Below are 19,562 nucleotides of genomic sequence, written 5' to 3'. Positions count from 1 at the left end.
TTGTCCTTTCAAAGAAAACTGCGGCCGGGGCCGTGCGGGGCCACGCCCAGATGCGTCGCGATCGACGCGCCGATGTCGGCATAGGCGACCTGCCCCACCGGGCGCAACCCAAGCCCGTGACCCAGCACCGGCACGCGCTCGCGGGTGTGATCGGTACCCGACCAGGTCGGGTCGTTGCCGTGATCGGCGGTGAAAAGCGCCAGATCACCCGGGCGAAGGCTGGGCAGGAAGCGGCCCAGACAGGCGTCGAACCATTCCAGTGCGCGGGCATAGCCCGACACGTCGCGCCGATGCCCCCAGAGGCTGTCGAATTCGACGAAATTGGCAAAGGTCAGACTGCCCTCCTCGGCTTCGGACCCAAGGCGGATCAGATGCTCCATCAGATCGGCATCGTTCTTGCCCTTGTGCAGATGGGTGATGCCGCGATGGGAAAAGATGTCGCCGATCTTGCCGATGGCATGGGTCACGCGGCCCGCGCCCTCGACCCAGTCGAGCACGGTCGGCGCAGGCGGTTCGATGGCGAAATCGCGCCGGTTCGGGGTTCGGGTGAAGGCGCCGGGCGTGCCGGTGAAGGGCCGCGCGATGACGCGACCGACCTTCATCGCATGCAGGCGGGGGGCCACGTCGCGGCACAGCTGCAAGAGCCGGTCGAGCCCGAAGCTCTCCTCATGCGCTGCGATCTGGAACACGGAGTCGGCCGAGGTGTAGCAGATCGGCCAACCGCTGCGCAGATGCTCCGCGCCAAGCCGCTCGATGATCGCGGTGCCCGGGGCGTGGCAATTGCCCAGAATGCCCTCGGTTCCGGCGGCTTTCGCGACGAACTCGACCAGATCGGGCGGAAAACTGTCTTTCGTGTCAAGGAAGTAATGCCAGTCCCACGGCACCGGCACCCCCGCCAGCTCCCAGTGACCCGATGGGGTATCCTTGCCGCGCGAGACCTCGGTCGCGGCGCCCCAAAGGCCCTGCGGTGCGACGCCAAGCCCGGCGGGGGCGGTGCCGGAGGCAAGGTCAACAGCCGCCGAAAGGCCCAACGCATCCAGATGCGGCAGCTTGAGCGGACCGGAGCGCCCCTCCTCCGCCCGACCCTCGGCACAGGCCGCGGCGATATGGGCAAGCGTGTTCGCCCCGGTGTCCGGGCGGCCCTCGTTGAAGAAGTCGGCGGCATCCGGGGCGCCCCCGATACCGACGGAATCCATCACGATCAGAAAGGCACGGGCCATCAGACGTCCTCCGGCCCGATCCGGCAATGGATCAGCGGCGGCTCCTCGGGCGGCTCCTCGGAGAGTTCGTAGGCGGCCAGAACCGCCGCAACCGCCCGCTCGGCCCGGGCCTGATCGGGGGCGTGGACCAGCGCCAAAGCCTCGCCGCGCACCATTTCCTCGCCGATCACCGCCTGCCCGGTCAGCCCGACCGAGGGGTTGATGCGGTCGCTGCCAACCAGACGCCCGCCGCCCAGACGCACCACCGCCTCGCCCAGCGCGCGGCCGTTGACCCGCGCCACGAAGCCTGCGCGCGGCGCGGGCACCGGCACGATCACCGGCGCGGCCGGCAGCCGGTCGGGGTAGCGCTCGACGAAATCGAGCGGCCCGCCCAGCGCCGCCACCATCTGCCCGAATTTCTCGGCGGCGCGGCCGGTCTCGATCGCCGTGTCGATCAGCGCGGCGCCATCATCAAGGCTCGCCGCCTTGCCCGCCAGCATCAGCACCTCGCCCCCCAAAGCCGAGGTCACATCCCACAGCGCCTCGTTGACCGAGGTGCCGGTCAGCGTCTCCATCACCTCAAGCACTTCCAGCGCATTGCCCGCCGATTGCCCGAGGCTCTGGTTCATGTCGGTCATCAAGGCCGAGGTCCGGCAGCCCGCGTCATTCGCCGTCTTCACCAGACTTTCCGCCAGCGCCTGCGCGTCCTCGACCGTGGCCATGAAGGCGCCCGAGCCGACCTTAACGTCGAGCACCAAGGCCCCAAGCCCGACCGCAAGTTTCTTCGACAGGATCGAGGCGGTGATCAGATCGATGCTTTCGACCGTGCCCGAGATATCGCGGATACCGTAAAGCCGCTTGTCGGCCGGGGCGATTTCGTCGGTCGCGCCGACGATGGCGCAGCCGACCTCGCCCACGATCTTGCGCAGCGCCTCGATGCCGGGCAGCGCCTTGTAACCGGGGATCGATTCCATCTTGTCGAGCGTGCCGCCGGTGTGGCCCAGCCCCCGCCCCGAGATCATCGGCACATAGACGCCGCAGGCCGCCAGCGCCGGGGCGAGCAGCAGCGAAACGGAATCGCCGATGCCGCCCGTCGAATGCTTGTCGACCACCGGGCCGGGTAGATCCCAGCGCACCACCTGTCCCGAGTCCCGCATCGCCTGCGTCAGCGCCACCCGGCCCGCGGGACCGATGCCGCGGCACAGGACGGCCATCGCGAAGGCCCCCCCCTGCGCATCGGAGACGGTGCCATCGGCCAGCCCCTTGGCGAACCAGGCGGCGGCCTCGGGGGCAAGGCCCGCGCCGTCGCGCACGGCCATGATGATCGAGCGGGCGTCCATCAGACGTTGTCCATGTGACTGGCGTCGAACCGGCCCGGCAGCAGATCGCCGATGGTGGTGTCGAGCCGCGCCCCCGCGGTCGTCGCCAGCGTCACCGGCACAGAACCGCGCCCGAACTCGGCCAGTTTCTGCCGGCAGCCACCGCAGGGCGGCACCGGGGCCGGGCTGTCGGCGATCACCGCAACCTCGACCAGTTCCGTCTCGCCCGCCGCCACCATCGCGGCAATCGCGCCCGCCTCGGCACAGGTGCCCTCGGGGTAGGCGACGTTTTCCACGTTCACCCCGCGATAGATCGTGCCAGAGGCCCCCCGCACCGCCGCCCCCACCTTGAATTTCGAATAAGGGGCATAGGCATTCTCGCGCACATCGCGCGCGGCATCGAGCAGGGACATCGTCCGCCTCCGGCAAAGGGTTCGGTTCGAGTGATCCTGCGCCGGGCGGGGCGGCAGCGCAAGGGGGGTGCCTGCTTGCGCTATCAACGCTTCCCGACGATCTGGAATTGGTTTAAGGCTCAACCATCTTCAGGGAGAGGCATGATGACCACCGATCGGCACCCGTCCGCACGCCATCCGGCGCTGGATTACCACGAATTTCCGAAGCCCGGAAAGCTGGAAATCCGCGCCACGAAGCCGCTGGCGAACGGGCTTGACCTGAGCCGCGCCTATTCGCCGGGCGTGGCCGAAGCCTGTCTGGAGATCAAGGCCGACCCGGCCGAGGCGGCGCGCTACACCGCGCGGGGCAATCTGGTCGCCGTGGTGACGAATGGCACGGCCGTTCTGGGGCTGGGAAATATCGGCCCCTTGGCCGCGAAACCGGTGATGGAAGGCAAGGCGGTTCTGTTCAAGAAATTCGCCAATATCGACGCCTTCGACATCGAGGTGAACCAGCCCGACCCGGAGAAACTGGCCGATCTCGTCTGCGCGCTCGAACCCAGCTTCGGCGCCATCAACCTTGAGGACATCAAGGCCCCCGATTGCTTCATCGTCGAGCGGATCTGCCGCGAGCGGATGAAGATCCCGGTGTTTCACGACGACCAGCACGGCACGGCGATTGTCGTCGGCGCGGCGGCCACGAATGCCTTGCGCATCGCGGGCAAGCGGTTTGACGAGATCAAGATCGTCTCGACCGGCGGCGGGGCGGCGGGGATCGCCTGTCTGAACATGCTGGTGAAACTGGGCGTGCGGCGCGAAAACGTCTGGCTCTGCGACATTCACGGGCTGGTCTATCAGGGCCGCGAGGTCGACATGAACCCGCTCAAGGCCGCCTATGCGCAGCCGACGACGAAGCGGACGCTCGATGACGTGATCGAGGGGGCGGATCTGTTCCTTGGCCTCTCCGGTCCCGGCGTGCTGACCCCCGAGCATGTGGCGCGGATGGCGCCGCGCCCGATCGTCTTTGCGCTCGCCAATCCGACGCCCGAGATCCTGCCCGAGGCCGTGCGATCCGTCGCGCCCGAGGCGATCATCGCCACCGGCCGCAGCGATTTTCCCAATCAGGTCAACAACGTCCTGTGCTTCCCCTTCATCTTCCGCGGCGCTCTGGACGTCGGCGCGACAACGATCAATGATGAGATGCAGCTGGCCTGCATCGAAGGCATCGCCGCGCTTGCCCGCGCCACCACCGTCGCCGAAGCCGCCGCCGCCTACCGGGGCGAGAAGCTGACCTTCGGCCCCGATTACCTGATCCCGAAACCCTTCGATCCGCGCCTGATCGCCACTGTCTCGACCGCGGTCGCCAAGGCGGCGATGGAAACCGGCGTCGCCACCCGGCCGATTGCCGATCTGGACGGCTACCGGCGCAAGCTTGAAGGCTCGGTCGTGCGCTCGTCGCTCTTGATGCGGCCGGTCTTCGAGGCCGCTGCCACCGCCGCGCGGCGCGTCGTCTTTGCCGAGGGCGAAGATGAGCGCGTCTTGCGCGCGGCGCAGGCGATGATCGAGGAAACCACGGTGAAACCGATCCTGATCGGCCGCCCCGAGGTGATCGAGCGTCGAGCGGAACGGGCCGGGCTCTCGCTCGTGCCCGGGCGCGATTTCGAGGTGGTGAACCCCGAACACGACGCCCGTTACCGCAGCTATTGGGAGACCTATTACGGGCTGATGGCGCGGCGCGGCGTGACCCCCGATCTGGCCCGGGCGATCTTGCGCACCAACACCACCGCCATCGGCGCGATCATGGTGCATCAGGGCGATGCCGACAGCCTGATCTGCGGCACCTTCGGGCAATATCTGTGGCACCTGGGCTATGTGCGGCAGGTGCTGGCGCGGGGCGGGCTGCACCCGGTCGGCGCGCTCAGCCTGATGATCCTCGAAGACGGGCCGCTCTTCATCGCCGACACCCATGTGCATCACGAACCGACGCCGGACGAGATCACCGCCACGGTGATGGCGGCGGCGCGGCATGTGCGTCGCTTCGGTCTGGCGCCGAAGGTCGCGCTGTGCTCGCACAGCCAATTCGGCAACCTCGACACCGATTCCGGGCGGCGGATGCGCGCGGCGCTGGAGCGGCTCGACACCCGCGAGCCCGATTTCGTTTACGAGGGCGAGATGCATATCGATGCCGCGCTCGATCCGCAGATCCGCACCCGGCTTCTGCCCGACTCGCGGCTTGAGGGGGCGGCGAATGTGCTGGTCTTTGCCAATACCGATGCCGCGTCGGGGGTGCGCAACATCCTCAAGGCGAAGGCGAACGGGCTCGAGGTGGGGCCGATTCTCATGGGCATGGGGAACCGGGCGCATATCGTGACCCCCTCGATCACCACGCGCGGACTGCTGAACGTCGCCGTGCTGGCGGGCACCCCGGTTGCCGCTTACGGTTGATTCTGCAAAGCCGGGCAACTTTGCAAAACGCTTTTCGCTTTCGCGGCGACATTCATAGAATCGCAATGTTTGCAAAAGTTTGCGGCAACAGCCGGGCCAGCTTCTGCAAATTTCGGGCTCAACCGTGCACCTGCAGCGGTAACAATCTTGCACAAACCTTTCCGCCTTCGTAACAAGCTTGCAAGGTTGGAGGAGGGAGACCATGGGATACAAGGAAGTCTATTCCGCGTGGCAGGCGGACCCCGAAGGGTTCTGGATGGATGCGGCCAAGGGCATCGACTGGGTGCAAGGCCCCTCCAAGGCACATTTCGATCAGGGCCCGGCCGGCGAATGGTTTGCCGACGGCATGGTAAACACCTGCTTCAACGCGGTGGACCGTCACGTTCTGGCCGGTCGCGGCGATCAGATCGCGATCATGCACGAAAGCCCGATCACCCATTCGACGAAGGGCATCACCTACAAGGAACTGCAGGCGCGCGTGTCGAGCCTTGCGGGCGCGCTGCGCATGCGCGGCGTCGAAAAGGGTGACCGCGTCATCATCTACATGCCGATGATCCCGGAAGCGCTGGAAGCGATGCTCGCTTGCGCCCGCATCGGCGCCATTCACTCGGTGGTGTTCGGCGGCTTTGCCGCGCATGAACTCGCGGTGCGGATCGACGACTGCACGCCGAAAGCGATCATCGCGGCGTCGTGCGGTCTCGAACCGGGCCGCGTCGTGCACTACAAGCCGCTACTTGATGCCGCCATCGATCTGGCCACCCACAAGCCCGAATTCTGCGTCGTCTTCCAGCGCGAACAAGAGGTTGCGAAGCTGGTCGAGGGCCGCGACTTCAGCTGGCACGGCTTCCAGTATGGCGTGAAACCGGCCGAATGCGTGCCGGTCGAGGGCAACCACCCCGCCTATATCCTTTATACCTCGGGCACCACCGGGGCGCCGAAGGGCGTCGTGCGTCCGACCGCGGGCCATCTGGTCGCGCTCAATTGGTCGATGAAGGCGATCTACAACATCGAGGCCGGGGACCGCTTCTGGGCCGCCTCGGACGTGGGTTGGGTCGTCGGTCACAGCTACATCTGCTACGGCCCGCTGCTGGCTGGCGCCACCACCGTGGTGTTCGAGGGCAAGCCGGTCGGCACGCCGCATGCGGGCGTGTTCTGGCGGATCATCCAGAACCACCGGATCAAGTCGTTCTTCACCGCGCCGACCGCGCTGCGGGCGATCCGTCGCGAAGACCCGAACGGCGATTACATCAAGCGCTACAAGCTGCACGAGATGCAGGCGCTGTTCCTGGCTGGCGAACGTGCCGACCCGGAAACCGTGAAATGGGCGCAGGAACATCTGGGCGTGCCGGTGATCGACCACTGGTGGCAGACCGAAACCGGCTGGGCGATTGCGGGCAACCCGCTGGGTATCGAACTTCTGCCGGTCAAGGTCGGGTCGCCGACGAAGCCGATGCCGGGCTATGACGTGCAGGTGCTCGACGAAGGCGGCCATCCGGTGGCCCCGGGCACGCTGGGTGCCATCGCGATCAAGCTGCCGCTGCCGCCCGGCACGCTGCCGACGCTGTGGAATGCCGACGACCGCTTCAAGAAGAGCTACCTGAGCCACTTCCCGGGCTATTACGAGACCGGCGACGCGGGCTACATCGATGAAGACGGCTATGTCTACATCATGGCCCGGACCGACGACGTCATCAACGTCGCGGGTCACCGTCTCTCGACCGGCGCGATGGAAGAGGTTCTCGCCTCGCACAAGGACGTGGCTGAATGCGCCGTCATCGGCGTCGCGGACGAGCTCAAGGGCCAGTTGCCGATGGGCTTCCTGTGCCTGACCAAGGGCTGCACCCGCCCGGCGGCCGATGTGATCAAGGAATGCGTGCGTCTGGTGCGCGACCAGATCGGCCCGGTTGCGGCGTTCAAGCTGGCGGTCGTCGTCGACCGTCTGCCGAAGACGCGCTCGGGCAAGATCCTGCGCGGCACGATGGCGAAGATCGCCGATGGCGTCGAGTACAAGATGCCCGCGACGATCGACGACCCGGCGATTCTCGACGAGATCACCGCGGCGCTGAAGGCGATCGGCTATCCCGAAGCGGCCTGATCCGACACCGACAAGGCCCTGCACGTGCAGGGCCTTGTCTTATTGCACCTTTTGCGCGAAGTTCTGTTCGACTTTTCGATCGCCCACATTCTCGGGACTTGATTTGCAAACGCCGGACTGGAAGATGAACCGGTCAAGGTGTCGTCATGAATGAAATTGGTCCTCCCTCCGAAAACGCCAGCAGCGAACCCTCGGAAAACAAGGCACAGATTGCGCGGATCATGCTCCTCGGGCATGACCTCAGGGCAGCTGTCTCGGATATTCTGGGCGGGCTGCATCTGCTCGCCGACGAGGATCTGAGCCCCGGGATGCGGTTGCAATTCGAACGGATGCGCGCGGCGGGCGAGGACATGGCCCGGCTGATCGAGGAAGGCTTCGAGATCGTCACCGATCAGGCCGTGGGGCCTTTGCGCCAGACCGTGCAGCTGGCGCGGCTGCTTTACGACATCGAGATGCGCTGGACCGGGCGGGCGCAGGAAAAGGGGCTCGGCTTTCACGTCGCCATGGCCCCCGACGTGCCGGTGCTGGTGCGGCTCGACCGGATCGCGCTCGAACGCGTGCTGTCGAACATGCTCTCGAATGCGGTGAAATATACCGACAGCGGGTCTGTGCGGCTGGCGCTGACGGTCGAGGCGAACGCGCGGCTGCTGTTCACCGTGCTTGATGACGGGCCGGGGTTCGACCCGGAGCTGCGCGGGCGACTGTTCCGGCAAGGGGCGCGCGGCGAGGTTCCGGGCAAGGCGGGCAACGGGCTTGGCCTCTTCATCTCGCGCGACATGGCCCGCAGGCTCGATGGCCGGATCGAGGTTTCAAACCGCGAGGAAGGCGGGGCCCGGGTGGCGCTGTCGCTGCCGCTCGAGGGGTTGATGCCGCCAGAGATGGCGATCGACATGCCCCTGCCCGACCTCAGCCGGATGCGGGTTCTGGTGGCCGAGGACAGCGCGCTCAATCAGGCGGTGCTGGGTCACATGCTCTCCGCCATGGGAGCGCATTGTGATACCGCCCCCGACGGGGTAGAGGCGCTCGAGATGCTCGACAATGGAAGTTACGATCTGGCGGTGATCGACGCCGAGATGCCCCGGCTCTCCGGGCTCGATCTGATCCGCACCCTGCGCGCCAGTGGCGGGCGGCACAGCACGATTCCGATCGTGGTCTGTACCGCCTATGTCTTGCGTGCGAACCGCGAAGCAATCGTGGCGGCGGGTGCGGATGCGATCGCCTCGAAACCGCTGACGGCGATCGAACCTCTGGCGGAGGCGATCACCCATGCGATGGAGCGGCAAAGCGCCGATCCCGCGGGCGACGGGCGTCGCCCCTGCCCGCCTGTCGTCGACGAGGCCATTTTCGAGGAATTGCTGGCCGTGGCCGGTCCCGGCGCCTCGCAGGAGCTGCTGCAACGGCTGATCTCGGATCTGACCCGGGTCGAACGCGGGCTTGTCGCAGGGCTCTCGGAGCCGAACTTGCCGCTGGTGCGGGCGGACAGCCATGTGCTGCTGTCGGTCTCGGGCGCGGTGGGGGCGGTGCGGCTGCAGGAACTCTCCGAAGAGCTTTGCGCCTGTGCGCGGAGGGAAGATATCGCCGCGATGCAGCTGATCGGGCGCTCTGTGCTGACGCAGATCGACCGGCTGATCGCCTATGCCGGGCGCCGACAGCGACGTTTTGACGAGGTCGGTGCATGAACCTGCCGCTGCCCGCGATTGATGCCCCCGATATCCTGCTGGTCGAAGACACCGCCTCGATGCGGACGATCTATGAATCGCATCTGCGACGCGCGGGCTATCGGACGGTGTCGACGGGCACAGCCGCCGAGGGGCTGGAGATGTTCCGGGTGCACCCGATTTCGGTGGTGCTGCTCGATCTGATGCTGCCCGACCGCGACGGGCTCGATCTTCTCGTCGATCTGCTGGAAATGCGCCCCGAAACCTCGGTCGTGGTGGTCGCCGCGGAACGCTCGACCGAGCGGACAGTGGCCGCGATCCGCAGGGGGGCGCTGGATTATCTGGTGAAGCCGGTCACGGAATCGCGGCTGATGGAGGCGGTCGAGGCCGCCCGCCGCGCCGCGACGATCGCCCATCCGCCGCATTCCACGGAATCGCGTGCGCCCCTGCCCGATTTCATTGGCCATTCCCCGGCCATGCGCGATATCTACGACCGCATCCGCGCCGCGGCCCGCTCGATGGCGCCGGTCTGCATCAGCGGCGAAAGCGGCACCGGCAAGGAACTGGCGGCACTGGCGATCCACCGGCTCTCGACGCGGGCGCAGGGGCCGTTCATCACGCTCGACTGTGGCGCGATCCCGCCCGACCGTCTGGAATCCGAGGTCTTCGGCCATCGCCGCGGCGCCTTTGTCGGCGCGCTGTCGGACCGGCTTGGCGCGGCCGAACTGGCCGATGGCGGGACGCTGTTTCTGGACGAGGTCTGCGAATTGCATCCGACGCTGCAGCCCCGGCTCTTGCGCTTCCTGCAAAGCGGGCTCGTGCATCCCTTGGGCGCCGAGGCGGCGCGGCGGGTGAACCTGCGCATCATCTCGGCCTCGACGATGCCGCTGGCCGAAGCGGTGCGCTCGGGTCAGTTGCGCGAGGATCTGTTCTACCGCCTGCAGGTGGTGGGCCTGCAGATGCCGCCGCTGCGCCAGCGCGGCGAGGATATCCTGCCGCTCGCCGAGACCTTCCTCGCCCGCTATGCCGCGATCGAGGGGCGCAGTTTCACCCGGATTTCGCCCGAGGCGATGGCGCTGTTGCGGGCCTATTCCTGGCCCGGCAACGTGCGGGAACTGTCGAATGTGCTGCGCGCCGTCACCGTGCTGCACGAGGGCGACGAATTGACACCGGCGATGCTGCCCGCCGACTTGCGCGGCTCCGCGGTGCTCCCCTCGACCGAGAGCGGAGACCTGTCCGGCCTGACGCTGGCCGAGGTCGAGCGCCGGGTGATCGAGGCCGCGCTGGATCGCCACGATGGGGCGGTACCGAAAGCCGCCGCCGATCTGGGCGTGGCCGCCTCGACGCTTTACCGCAAGCTCGAAAGCTGGCGCACCGATTAGGCGAATTGTTCCCGCATCAGCCGTTCTTCCAGCCCGTGGCCGGGATCGAAGAGGATGCGGTGGGTGATCGTCGGCTCGGACCGGATCTCGACCCAGAGCACCGGCTTCACCGAGCGGCTGTCGGCATCGGCCATCACCGGGCGCTTCGCCGCTTCCAGCACGTCAAAGCGCACCGTGGCCGAGCTGGGCAGGATCGCGCCTTGCCAGCGCCGCGGCCGGAACGGCGCGATCGCCGTCAGCGCCAGCACGTCCGAGCCGATCGGCAGGATCGGCCCATGCGCAGAATAGTTGTAGGCGGTCGAACCGGCGGGGGTCGAGACGATCGCGCCGTCCGAGATCAGCTCCTCCATCCGCACCCTGCCATTCACGGAAATCCGCAGCTTCGCCGCCTGCGGACCAGCGCGCAGCAGCGAGACCTCGTTGATCGCCAGCTCCTCGCGGATCACCCCGTCGGCGGTCTTCGCCCGCATCGCGAGCGGATTGATCAGCGCTTCTTCCGCCGCGGCGAGCCGCTCGGGCAGGTCGAAGACACGGTAATCGTTCATCATGAAGCCGACCGAGCCGCGGTTCATCCCGTAGACCGGCAGCCCCGATCCGGCATGCAGGCATTGCAGCATCATGCCGTCGCCGCCCAAGGCCACGATCACGTCCGCCTCGACGAGCGACGCCTGACCATAGCGCGCGATCAGATCCTCCAGCGCCTCCTGGGCGCTGTCGGCCTGCGAGGCCGCGAAATGGATCTTGCTCGGTCGGTTCACGGGCGGCCTCCGGTTCCTCTTGGTGTGACAAGACGGGGGGCGAATGACAAGCCCGTTCGACGCCGTGGCACGTTTCCTGCCCCGCAGAAGTCGCGACCGCGTGACGCGCCAAAATGCCCGTTTGTCGCTTTGAGTGCTTTCGGGTGACGATTTTCTGCGATAAACGGACGACGACATTCGCCTCAGGAGTTGCCCATGACCGATCAACGCGACGCCGGGTTCTTTACCGAGAGCCTCTCCAGCCGTGACCCCGCGCTTTTCGCCGCCATCCGTGGCGAACTTGGCCGTCAGCGCGACGAAATCGAGCTGATCGCCTCGGAAAACATCGTCTCTGCCGCCGTGATGGAAGCGCAGGGTTCGGTGATGACGAACAAATACGCCGAGGGCTATCCGGGCAAGCGCTACTACGGCGGGTGCCAGTTTGTGGACGTGGCCGAGCAACTGGCGATCGACCGCGCCTGCGAACTCTTCGGCTGTTCCTTCGCCAACGTGCAACCGAACTCGGGGAGCCAAGCGAACCAGGGCGTGTTCAACGCGCTGCTGAAGCCGGGCGACACCATCCTTGGCATGAACCTCGCCTCGGGCGGTCACCTGACCCACGGCGCCGCGCCGAACCAGTCGGGCAAATGGTTCAACGCCGTGCAATATGGCGTGCGTCAGCAGGACTGCCGGATCGACTACGACGAAGTCGCCCGTCTGGCGAAAGAGCATAATCCGAAGCTGATCATCGCCGGTGGCTCGGCCATTCCGCGTCAGATCGACTTCGCGAAAATGCGCGAGATCGCCGACAGCGTCGGCGCGTATCTGATGGTCGACATGGCCCACTTTGCCGGTCTCGTGGCCGGTGGCGCGCATCCCTCGCCCTTCCCCTATGCGGATGTGGCGACGACCACCACGCACAAGACGCTCCGCGGTCCGCGTGGCGGCATGATCCTGACGAACAACGAAGAGATCGCGAAAAAGGTCAATTCGGCGATCTTCCCGGGGATTCAGGGCGGGCCGCTGATGCATGTCATCGCCGCCAAGGCCGTCGCCTTCGGCGAGGCGCTGCGCCCCGAATTCAAGGTCTATGCGAAACAGGTCATCTCCAACGCGCAAGCGCTGGCCGATGAGCTGATGAAGGGCGGTCTCGACATCGTCACCGGCGGCACCGATACGCACGTCATGCTGGTGGACCTGCGCCCGAAAGGCGTGAAGGGCAACGCCACCGACAAGGCGCTCGGCCGCGCGCATATCACCTGCAACAAGAACGGCATCCCCTTCGACCCGGAAAAGCCGACCGTGACCTCGGGCATCCGTCTGGGCACGCCCGCCGGCACCACCCGCGGCTTCAAGGAAGAAGAGTTCCGTCAGATCGCCCGGCTGATCATCAAGGTCGTCGATGGGCTGGCCGCCAATGGCGAAGAGGGCAATGACGCCGTCGAAGCCGAAGTGCGGGCGGAAGTCTCGGCGCTCTGCGCGAAATTCCCGCTCTATCCGGCGCTCTGAGCGGTTCACCAGATCGAGAAGGCCCCCGGTTTCGGGGGCCTTTTTCATTGTCCGAACGGCGGCTGCACGCTAGATCCCGCACATGCTGAGTTTCATCGCCCATGGCCCCGACACCGCCCTGCCGCCGCTCTTGATTGCCCCGGGTCTTTTCGGCTCGGGCCGGAACTGGGGCGTGATCGCGAAGCGGCTGTCGGCAGGGCGGAAGGTGCTCGCGCTTGATCTGCGCAATCACGGCGACAGTTTCTGGGCCGACAGCCATACCTACCCCGATCTGGCCGCCGATCTGGCCGCGGTGATCGAGGCCGAGGGCCGCGCCTGCGATGTGATGGGGCATTCGATGGGCGGCAAGGCGGCGATGATGCTTGCCCTGACCCGGCCGGGGCTGGTCGAGCGGCTGGTGGTGGCCGACATGGCCCCCGTGCCCTACTCCCACGGCGCGGCGCATGGCGGGCTGATCGCGGCGATGCAGGCGATGAAGCTTGACGATCTGACGACGCGCGCCGAGGCCGACAAGCGTCTGGCCGAGATGGTGACAGACCCCGGCACGCGGGCATTCCTGCTGCAATCGCTGGAATTGCGCGACGGGCCGGTGCGCTGGAAGTTCAACCTGACGGCGCTGGCGGCGAACCTGTCCGCGATCCTCGACTGGCCCGAGCCGCTGCCCGCGGGGGCAAAGCCCTTCACTGGCCCGGCGCTGTTTCTTTACGGCGCGGCGTCGAATTATGTCCGCCCCGAGAGCCATGAAAAAATCCGCGCGCTGTTCCCGCACGCGGATTTCCAATCGGTCGAAGGTGCGGGCCACTGGCTGCATGCCGAGCGCCCGCGCGAGGTGGAAACGGCCGTGGAAACCTTCCTCGGCCGTTGAGGCTTATTCGGCCTTCATCATCCGGGCGATGACGTTCGTCTTTTCGACGAACTGCTGCTTCAGCGCGCCTGCGACATGGAGCGCCAGCAACACCAGCAGAACCGTGGTCAGAATGCCATGCGCGTCACCGGCGGCTTCGATGCCCCCGAATTTCGCGGTCGCACCGCTCACCACGATCAGCGTCAGCACCACATAAAGCAGGTGATGCACGCCCTTGGCGACTTTCGTCATCGGCGCCTTGGGATCCGACACGGGCGCCGGGGCGCCATGGGTGATGCGCAGCACGACGCGCCAGATCACCGCGGCACAGATCAGAAGGCCAGTCAGAATGTGCAACGGCGCGGCGGCGTTGAACGGCACGGCCGTGCCTTCAAGCCCGGCATCGAACGCTTCGCCAATGGCGTCGTTGAACAGGAATTGCGGGATGATCAGCACCGCGACCGCCCAGTGGAGCAGGATCTGGGTGCGGCTGTATCCTTTCGAGATCGGCATGATGTCCTCCGGAACGGGTTTCAAAACTGAAACGGGGCAGGAAAGGCTTGCACAGCCCCTCCCGCCCCGCAAGCGGATAGATCAGCGCAGGGGCGAACTCCTTCCCAAACCCGCCCCGCGCCCGATCTGTCCGCGATCACGCGTCGTTGATCTTGCCCGCCACGACCCAGGCGACGGGAAGGGCGGCGACGAAGCCGACGATGGCGGCGTAGATCATGGTTTTCATGTCGTACATGTTCATGGTCAGCGCCACGATGATGAGGACGCCAGCCACGGTGGGGCCGACGAGGGCATAGATGATGCCGAAAAGGCGGGTCATGGGTTCCTCCGGTCGAGCGCGTTTCATGCAAAGGAAGATATGTTTGCACGTGATCCGGCCTTGATCTGAGTCAGATCGGCGACGACCGGGCGACACAGCGCCCGCGACGGAACGCCGCAGGCCGAGGCGTCTCAGCCGCAGCGCAGGTCGAACCGCGCTTCGCCCGTATCCCCCGGCAGCGACGGCGAGCGATAAATCCCCGTCGCCGGTCCGGTGACCTTGCAGCCCGAAGCCTGCTCGGCCGCCGCGATCATCAACGCTGGCACCGCCTTGCGCTCGGCCCGGGACAGATAGCCCAGCCGGATCACCTCGGCATGATTGTCCTTCAGCAAGACCGCGAAGTGATAGCCCTGCAAGGTCACGTCGTTACGGCTGGCGCCGAAAAACGGTGGCGCCGCCGAGGCTCCACAGGCCGAGAGGAGCACGGCCAGCACCAGCGCGAACAGCAGCGGCGTCGACAGCAACCGGGCCGCGCGGCGGGGCGGCGCGGTCAGACGGCGCCGGGAAAGAAGGAGGGCGGGGGTCTGAGCAGTCGGATCGGCGTGCATGGCAACCTCCATTCGACGCCCTCAGCATCCGCGTTCATGGTTAAGCAAATGTTAAAGTCACCCGCTGGGTCACGCCTTTCGCGACCTTGGCACAGGATTTCCACAGCTTTTGCGCGAAATCGGGGCGGCGGGGCCACTGTGCAGAAATGCGAGATCCCTGCGGCTTGTCTTTCGGCTTTGCGCACCACATGTTCTGCCAAGAAAATCCGCCTGCCCGGTCCTTGCGACGGGTGGGCTTGGCGTGGCGCTCGTCGCGCCCATCCACGTCGCGTCTGCGGAGCCGCCCATGATCAAACGCCTGCTCATCGCCATCGTCGCTCTCGTCATCGTGGCGGGGGGGATCATTGGCTACAACCTGTTCGTCGGCAAGATGATCGCCGGCATCTTCGCCAACATGAAGGCCCCGGCCGTCGCCGTCTCGGTGACCAAGGTGACGGCAGAGGATTGGCAACCCGGACTCGAGGCGATCGGCACCGCCGCCGCCGTACAGGGGACCGATCTGGCCACCGAAGCCGCGGGCATCGTGCGCGAAATCCGCTTCACCGCGAACGACCGTGTCGCCAAGGGTCAGGCGCTGGTGCAGATCGACGACCGGCAGGAGCGCGCCGATCTGGACGCCGCCCGGGCCGGGGAAACGCTGGCTGAAACCGCGCTGACCCGCGCCAAGGAACTGCGGCAAAAGGGCGTTTCGGCGACCTCGGCGCTCGATGAGGCGGAAGCCGCCGCGATCGAGGCCCGGGCCACCGTGGCGAAACTGGAAGCGACGCTGTCGACGAAACAGCTGACAGCGCCCTTTGCCGGCACGATCGGGATTCCGAAGATCGAGATCGGCTCCTATGTCGCCGCGGGCACCACCTTTGCGACGCTGCAGGACCGTTCGCGGATGCGCGTCGATTTCACCCTGACCGAAAGCGATGCGGCGCTGGTCAAGCCCGGCATGCCGGTCACCGTCACCTCGGAAGTGGGCGATGTCTCGGTCGAGGGCAAGATCACCGGCATCGAGCCGAAGATCGACCCGAATTCGCGGCTGGTGACGCTGCGCGCCGACGTGCCGAACGACCATGACACGCTGACACCCGGCCAGTTCCTGCGCGTGCGCGTGGCGCTGCCGGTCGAGAAGGACGTGATCGCCCTGCCGCAGACGGTGATCTCGTCGAGCCTTTATGGCGACAGCGTCTTCGTCGTGCGCGAGGAAAAACCCGAAGGCTCCGACACGGCCGAGCTGCATGCCCGGCAGGTCTTCATCAAGGTCGGCCGTCATTTCGACAACAAGGTCGAGATCCGCACCGGCCTGCAACCGGGCGATCAGGTGGTGAATGCGGGGCAGAACAAGCTGTCCTCGGGCGCGCTGGTCAAGATCGACAATTCGCAAGCGCTGACGGGCGCGGGCGGGAACTGAGGGCCGGGGGATGCATTTTTCCGAACTCTTCATCCGTCGCCCCGTCCTGTCGATGGTGCTGGGCGCCTTCATGCTTCTGCTGGGCTTTCAGGCCTTCATGAGCCTGCCGGTGCGGCAATATCCGAAGGTGGACGAGACCGTCGTCACCATCACCACGACCTATCCGGGCGCCTCGCCCGACCTGATTCAGGGCTTCATCACCGCACCGATCGAGGCGGCGGTGGCGACAACGGAAAACATCGATTACGTCACCTCCTCCTCGATGCCGTCGGTGTCGCAGGTGTCCGTCAACATGAAGCTTGGCGCCGATCCCGATACGGCGCTGACCGAGGTTCTGTCCAAGGTGCAGCAGGTCAAGGGCAAGCTGCCCTCGGACGCCGAGGACCCGGTGATCGTCAAGGGCAACGGGCATACCTTCGCGCTGATGTATCTGGCGGCGCTGAACCCGAACATGACGACGGAACAGCTGACCGAATATCTGGAACGCGTCGTGCGGCCGCGGATGTCCACCATTCCGGGCGTGGCGGAGATCGAGGTGATCGGGGCGGCGAATTACGCGATGCGGGTCTGGCTTGACCCGATGAAGCTCGCCGCGCGGGGGGTGACCGCCTCCGAGGTGCTGGCGGCGATCCGGGCCTCGAACTATCTGGCCGCGCCGGGCTCGACGGAAAACGAATACGTCACGAAGTCGATCACGCTGAAATCGACGCTGCAGACGCCCGAGGCTTTCGGCGCGCTGCCGATCCGCGCCGAGGGCGATGCGGTGGTGCGGCTGCGCGACGTGGCCCGGGTCGAACTCTCGTCGGATGACAGCGGCGAGATCGTCACCTTCAACGGCGCCCGGGGGACGTTCATCGGGCTGTCGCCGACGCCCTCGGCCAACCCGCTCGACACCGCTGCGGCGGTGCGGGCCGAATTGCCGAAAATCGCCGATACCCTGCCCGAGGGCATGACGATCGAGCTTGTCTATGACACGACCGAGCAGATCTCGGCCTCGATCACCGAAGTCTTCAAGACGATCGCGGAAGCGGTGGCGATCGTGGTGCTGGTGATCTTGTTGTTCCTTGGCTCGATCCGATCCGTGCTGATGCCGATCGTCACCATCCCGTTGTCGCTTGTCGGCGTGATGGCGGTGCTGCTGGCGCTTGGGTATTCGATCAACCTGCTGACGCTGCTCGCCATGGTGCTGGCGATCGGGCTCGTCGTCGATGACGCGATCGTCGTGGTCGAGAACATCCATCGCCACATGGAGGAGGGGATGAAACCGATCCCCGCCGCCGTGCAGGGGATGAAGGAAATCACCGGCGCCGTCGTCGCGATGACGATCACGCTGGCCGCGGTGCTGTCGCCGCTGGCCTTTACCGGCGGCGTGACGGGGGCGCTGTTCCGCGAATTCGCTTTCACCCTGGCGGGCTCGGTGATCCTGTCGGGGATCATCGCGCTGACGATCACGCCGATGATGTCGGGGCGGATCCTGAAAGAGGGGCACGCCACGGGCTTTGCCGCCTTCGTCGACCGTACCTTCGAGCGGTTCGCGAATTTCTACGAACGCCGCGTGGCGGGCTCGCTGAAATTCCGCCCGGTGACGCTGCTTGTCGTCGTGGTGCTGGTGGGCACGATGGGCTTCATGTTCCGCCACACCCAGACCGAGCTTGCCCCCGACGAGGATCAGGGCGCGGTGATCGCGATGGTGCAGGGGCCGCGCTATGCAACCGCCGATTACACCGCGCATTACATCGACCAGCTCGGGCAGGCGACGAAGGACATTCCCGAGGTCCGCACCGCCTTTTCGATCGCCGGTTTCGGTGGCTCGGACAGCATGGGGATCTACATCTGGGCGCTGGAGAAATGGGCCGACCGCGACCGCTCGCAGGAAGACGTGCAGAAGGACATTCAGGCGTCGATCGATGCCTCGACCGGGATGGAGGGCTTCGCCTTCGCCCCCCCCACCCTGCCGGGCGCGGGCGGCAGCCTGCCGATTTCGGTCGTGGTGCAGTCGATCTACGGGCCGGACCGCGTCGCCGAAGTGGCCGAGGAGATCCGGCAAAAGGCGCAGGCAACCCACAAGTTCATCTTCGTGCAGAACTCGCTGTCGTTTGACGCGCCCGAGGTCCGCGTGACCATCGACCGCGACCGGGCGGCGGCGCTGAACGTGCCCGTCTCCGACATCGGCGCGACGCTCGGCCTGCTGGTCGGCGGCGGCTCGGTGGCGCAGTTCGACCGTGACTCCAACAGCTATGACATCATCCTGCAGGTGCCCAAGGACTACCGCGGCAACCCCGAGGATCTGGGCCGCTACTTCGTCCGCGCGGCGAGCGGCGAGATGGTGCCGCTGTCCTCCGTGGTGAAGATCGACACCGGCTCGATGGCCTCGAAGGTCGAGCAGTTCAACCAGCTGAACTCGGCGACGATTTCGGCGCTGCCGATCCCGGGGCAATCCTCGGGCGATGGTCTGGCGGCGATCGTGCAGATCGCGAACGAGGTGATGCCGGAGGGCTTCTTCCTCGATTACGCCGGGCAGTCGCGGCTGGAGCAGACCCAGGGCAACACGCTGATGATCGCCTTCGCGGCTGCCGTGCTGGTGATCTATCTGGTGCTCGCCGCGCAGTTCGAGAGCCTGCGCGACCCGTTCATCATTCTGATGTCGGTGCCGCTGACGATCTTCGGCGCGGTGCTGCCGCTCAACCTCGGGCTTGGCACGCTGAACATCTATTCGCAGGTGGGGATGATCACGCTGATCGGGCTGATCACCAAGCACGGCATCCTGATGGTGGAATTCGCCAACCAGCAGCGCGAGAAACACGGGCTGAGCCGGAACGAGGCGATCGTGCTGGCGGCGAAGACCCGACTGCGGCCGATCCTGATGACCACCGCCGCGATGGCGCTGGCGGTGGTGCCGCTCGTCATCGCCGATGGCGCGGGGGCGGCGGCGCGTGAGGCGATGGGGATGGTGATGTTCTCGGGCCTCTTGATCGGGACGATGTTCACGCTGTTCGTGGTGCCGATGTTCTATACCTTCATCGCGCCCTCCGATGCGGCGATGAAGGCGGCGGAAGAAAAACGGCTGGCGGCGGGGTAAATCCTGCCGCAGGATCGGGCGGAGAAGGAAAGGCACCGCCTTTCCCCGCCCGAAAGCGCCACAGAGGTCGCAAGACCGTTTGCCCGAGGCACAGCAGAGGCCAGCGCCCAGCCCCGGCGGCGCG

General features: G+C 66.4%; 15 protein-coding genes. 8 read left to right on the top strand and 7 right to left on the bottom strand.

The features are described from left to right. Window positions 1-8 precede the first annotated feature (8 nt). From C8J30_RS06495 to C8J30_RS06485, 3 genes are read right to left on the bottom strand one after another with little or no spacing between them, the layout of a single operon-like run. Window positions 9-1,220 carry a phosphopentomutase gene (locus tag C8J30_RS06495; RefSeq protein ID WP_110804898.1) on the bottom strand — a complete coding sequence of 404 codons (1,212 nt, stop codon included), beginning with the start codon at window positions 1,218-1,220 and terminating at the stop codon, window positions 9-11. Further along, window positions 1,220-2,539: a thymidine phosphorylase gene (locus C8J30_RS06490; protein ID WP_110804897.1), complete on the bottom strand. Its 1,320-nt coding sequence runs from the start codon at window positions 2,537-2,539 to the stop codon at window positions 1,220-1,222. The genes C8J30_RS06495 and C8J30_RS06490 overlap by 1 nt, the downstream gene beginning before the upstream one ends. Further along, a complete protein-coding gene (locus C8J30_RS06485) occupies window positions 2,539-2,988 on the bottom strand; it encodes a cytidine deaminase (protein WP_394341916.1) in 450 nt (149 codons plus the stop codon). The genes C8J30_RS06490 and C8J30_RS06485 overlap by 1 nt, the downstream gene beginning before the upstream one ends. An 87-nt stretch (window positions 2,989-3,075) precedes the next feature. Between C8J30_RS06485 and C8J30_RS06480 the strand changes: the two genes are divergently transcribed. The 4 genes from C8J30_RS06480 (at window position 3,076) to C8J30_RS06465 (ending at window position 10,490) form a co-directional block, all read left to right on the top strand. Beyond that, on the top strand, window positions 3,076-5,355 hold the full coding sequence (locus C8J30_RS06480) for an NADP-dependent malic enzyme (RefSeq protein WP_110805029.1): 2,280 nt from the start codon (window positions 3,076-3,078) through the stop codon (window positions 5,353-5,355). Window positions 5,356-5,557: 202 nt separating this feature from the next. Beyond that, window positions 5,558-7,450 carry a propionyl-CoA synthetase gene (locus tag C8J30_RS06475; RefSeq protein ID WP_110804895.1) on the top strand — a complete coding sequence of 631 codons (1,893 nt, stop codon included), beginning with the start codon at window positions 5,558-5,560 and terminating at the stop codon, window positions 7,448-7,450. Between the two features lie 221 nt (window positions 7,451-7,671). Continuing rightward, window positions 7,672-9,129: an ATP-binding protein gene (locus C8J30_RS06470; RefSeq protein WP_220033703.1), complete on the top strand. Its 1,458-nt coding sequence runs from the start codon at window positions 7,672-7,674 to the stop codon at window positions 9,127-9,129. Then, window positions 9,126-10,490: a sigma-54-dependent transcriptional regulator gene (locus tag C8J30_RS06465; protein ID WP_110804893.1), complete on the top strand. Its 1,365-nt coding sequence runs from the start codon at window positions 9,126-9,128 to the stop codon at window positions 10,488-10,490. The genes C8J30_RS06470 and C8J30_RS06465 overlap by 4 nt, the downstream gene beginning before the upstream one ends. Here C8J30_RS06465 and C8J30_RS06460 read toward each other — a convergent pair. Further along, window positions 10,487-11,248, bottom strand: coding sequence for an NAD kinase (locus C8J30_RS06460; protein ID WP_110804892.1), 762 nt, complete (start codon window positions 11,246-11,248; stop codon window positions 10,487-10,489). The genes C8J30_RS06465 and C8J30_RS06460 overlap by 4 nt on opposite strands. Window positions 11,249-11,443: 195 nt before the next feature. On the opposite strand from C8J30_RS06460, the gene glyA reads away from it, so the two are divergent. Together glyA and C8J30_RS06450 are read left to right on the top strand one after the other, a co-directional pair. After that, on the top strand, window positions 11,444-12,736 hold the full coding sequence (gene glyA, locus C8J30_RS06455; RefSeq protein WP_110804891.1) for a serine hydroxymethyltransferase: 1,293 nt from the start codon (window positions 11,444-11,446) through the stop codon (window positions 12,734-12,736). An 82-nt stretch (window positions 12,737-12,818) separates the two neighbouring features. Further along, a complete protein-coding gene (locus tag C8J30_RS06450) occupies window positions 12,819-13,601 on the top strand; it encodes an alpha/beta fold hydrolase (RefSeq protein WP_110804890.1) in 783 nt (260 codons plus the stop codon). Between the two features lie 3 nt (window positions 13,602-13,604). On the opposite strand, the gene C8J30_RS06445 is transcribed toward C8J30_RS06450, so the two are convergent. The 3 genes from C8J30_RS06445 to C8J30_RS06435 form a co-directional block, all read right to left on the bottom strand. Beyond that, the gene (locus C8J30_RS06445) at window positions 13,605-14,093 is read right to left on the bottom strand and encodes a cytochrome b (RefSeq protein WP_110804889.1); all 489 of its coding nucleotides are present in this window, start codon (window positions 14,091-14,093) and stop codon (window positions 13,605-13,607) included. A 136-nt stretch (window positions 14,094-14,229) separates the two neighbouring features. Beyond that, the gene (locus tag C8J30_RS06440; RefSeq protein WP_110804888.1) at window positions 14,230-14,412 is read right to left on the bottom strand and encodes a CTP synthetase; all 183 of its coding nucleotides are present in this window, start codon (window positions 14,410-14,412) and stop codon (window positions 14,230-14,232) included. Window positions 14,413-14,543: 131 nt separating this feature from the next. After that, window positions 14,544-14,960: a hypothetical protein gene (locus tag C8J30_RS06435; RefSeq protein ID WP_245909716.1), complete on the bottom strand. Its 417-nt coding sequence runs from the start codon at window positions 14,958-14,960 to the stop codon at window positions 14,544-14,546. 286 nt (window positions 14,961-15,246) lie between these two features. Here C8J30_RS06435 and C8J30_RS06430 point away from each other — a divergent pair, with 286 nt between their 5' ends. Then, on the top strand, window positions 15,247-16,359 hold the full coding sequence (locus C8J30_RS06430; RefSeq protein WP_110804887.1) for an efflux RND transporter periplasmic adaptor subunit: 1,113 nt from the start codon (window positions 15,247-15,249) through the stop codon (window positions 16,357-16,359). Window positions 16,360-16,369: 10 nt separating this feature from the next. Then, window positions 16,370-19,438 (top strand): efflux RND transporter permease subunit, encoded by a 3,069-nt coding sequence (locus C8J30_RS06425; RefSeq protein WP_110804886.1) that lies wholly within the window; start codon window positions 16,370-16,372, stop codon window positions 19,436-19,438. Window positions 19,439-19,562 lie beyond the last annotated feature (124 nt).

This window comes from Rhodobacter viridis, assembly GCF_003217355.1.
Lineage (GTDB): Bacteria > Pseudomonadota > Alphaproteobacteria > Rhodobacterales > Rhodobacteraceae > Rhodobacter > Rhodobacter viridis.
This window is presented reverse-complemented; position numbering and strand designations above follow the sequence as displayed.